Here is a 1986-nt window from a genome sequence, read left to right on the forward strand (position 1 = left end):
CTGTCCCCGAGATTGAGTGTGGCGGCTGCGCCCCCGCGAATTATCGGGCGCGTACCAAAATGGTGGGCAAAGGTGCAGTGCAGGTCAATGTGGAAGAAAAGACGGTCATCGTAGCCCACGACCCAATTCTGGTCTCCGTCGCCGCGATTCTCACACGCCTCGACCACGCCGGTTTCCCCGCAACCCTCACCGAGGGCTAGCGGATGCTGAGGCTCCAGAGCTTGAGGTAGTCGGTGTTGCTAAGGCTCTTGGCGTGGCCATCAAGGTACATCGCATTGTTGCGGTAGCCCTCGCGGCTGCTGGAAAACAGCCCCTTGCTCCCGTGCCAGTAGCCCACCGCATCGAAGAACAGCCCGATTCCCGCTGTCCCGACGGCCTGGTTGGTGCTGAAGTCCGTCGCTTCTAGCGTGGAGATCGGGCGCTTAAGTAAGATGATCTCGGTGCGGGTAATGTAGCTAGAGCCCCACTTGGTGTAGCTGGTCGGGTGCGAGGGAATGTAGGTGCCCTCAAACGGCCCGCTGTAGTCGAGTCCGGTGTCGGAGGGGCAGCGCCAGACCTCTTTGTTTTTGAGATAGGGCATGAGCACCTCGTGCTGAGGCCGCATGTTGGCAATATCCGTGTTGCCGCCCCAGGCATTGGCGTTCAAGTCCGGTGGATCGCCGCCCCACACGGGAAGGTCATCGTAGTCCTGGGAGTACATCAGGTTCGCCGTTCCGATCTGCCGCAAGTTCGAGAGGCACGTGATCTTGCGCGCATTGCCCCGCACCTGTGCAAAGACCGGGAAGAGAATCGCGGCCAGAATCGCGATAATGGCGATGACAACGAGAAGCTCGATGAGGGTAAAGGCACGGCGTGTGTCGCACCGTCGAATGAATTCGCGGCTAGTGAGGAGAAGTCCACCTTCGTGGACTGTGGACTCGGCAGTCTGCGCAGGCGGACTTATCTTTTGTAGCCGGGATTTCAATCCACGGTGAGAGTGGCGTGTGTTCATATCTACTAAAACGATAGTGGGAAGGATTCTGTTACGGCCTCAGGGCTTTTTTCTTTTTCTTTTTCCCGCGCTTCGTCTACATTCCCCTCTTCGTCAAAGAGCCGGATCAGCGCCTGCTCGATCATCTTCACTCCGAACTGCCCTTTGGCGTGGCGGCGCACCTTCCCGTCCTTGTCGAAGAGAAAGTACGTCGGCCACGCGTCCACCTTCAGCTCATCGCCGATAGAGTGGTCGTTGTCGAAGATCAGCTTCTCGGTAATGCCAAGCTCTTTGGCAACTTCCAGCACTTTGGCCTCGTCAAGGTCAAACTCCCCCATAGGCCGATGTACCGAAACCACTTCCAAGCCTTTCGGCCCATACTCGTCTCGAAGTTTTTGCAAGTGCGGCATATTTGCATGGCAGGACGGGCATGACTTAGACCAGAAATACATAATCTTGTAAGATTTGTAAATTATTAATTCATACAATCTATTACCTACAAAAAATTATTATCTTCTTCTCATATTTACCAAAATAAAGAAACGAAAAACGCATTCATATTCTTCTACCTGTCATGTCTAATTTCACTTATATCACGAGCCATCTGCTCTTCAATAAGATGAATTCTCTTTTCTTTTTCCTCACTAGATATATTCATTTTTTTCACTTCGGCAATTTCTTTTCTGTGAACTACTGCTTTCTCTTCTATTTTTTCAGTTTTTGTTTTACCGCTACATCCACACAACAATGCAACCAGAAAAAGACTAGATACAAAGTTTATATGTTTTAACATTTTTTAAAATCCCCCAAAATAAATTCCGATGTGTGAGAAAAAACGATTTCTTCTCACACACTGAAATCTAATAGTTTTCAACATCCAGTAGCTGTACAGTTACTACAATTACCCGCAGGTTTACCAGGGCAATTATTTTTCTGCATACAGTTGCACCATTTAGTCTGCGCACCCTTTTGACAATCATATCTAGCTACAGGATCATTAGGATATAAAGACCAAC

Annotated in this window: 4 protein-coding genes; 1 reads left to right on the forward strand and 3 read right to left on the reverse strand. The window is 50.2% G+C overall.

The window, feature by feature from the left end:
* On the forward strand, positions 1–200 hold a 200-nt coding region (locus RMO15_RS03645), incomplete at its 5' end, for a heavy-metal-associated domain-containing protein (protein ID WP_309707919.1).
* Here the strand turns inward: RMO15_RS03645 and RMO15_RS03650 are convergent.
* The 3 genes from RMO15_RS03650 to RMO15_RS03660 all read right to left on the reverse strand — a co-directional run bounded on the left by RMO15_RS03650 (position 197) and on the right by RMO15_RS03660 (position 1763).
* Positions 197–991 (reverse strand): prepilin-type N-terminal cleavage/methylation domain-containing protein, encoded by a 795-nt coding sequence (locus RMO15_RS03650; protein ID WP_309707921.1) that lies wholly within the window; start codon positions 989–991, stop codon positions 197–199. The genes RMO15_RS03645 and RMO15_RS03650 overlap by 4 nt on opposite strands.
* Before the next feature lie 5 nt (positions 992–996).
* The gene (locus tag RMO15_RS03655) at positions 997–1422 is read right to left on the reverse strand and encodes a TlpA family protein disulfide reductase (protein WP_369016070.1); all 426 of its coding nucleotides are present in this window, start codon (positions 1420–1422) and stop codon (positions 997–999) included.
* 113 nt (positions 1423–1535) lie between these two features.
* Complete coding sequence (locus RMO15_RS03660; RefSeq protein ID WP_309707930.1) at positions 1536–1763, reverse strand: hypothetical protein; 228 nt, start codon at positions 1761–1763, stop codon at positions 1536–1538.
* Positions 1764–1986: the final 223 nt, after the last annotated feature.

The sequence above is a fragment of the Armatimonas sp. genome (assembly GCF_031410135.1).
Taxonomy (GTDB): domain Bacteria; phylum Armatimonadota; class Armatimonadia; order Armatimonadales; family Armatimonadaceae; genus Armatimonas.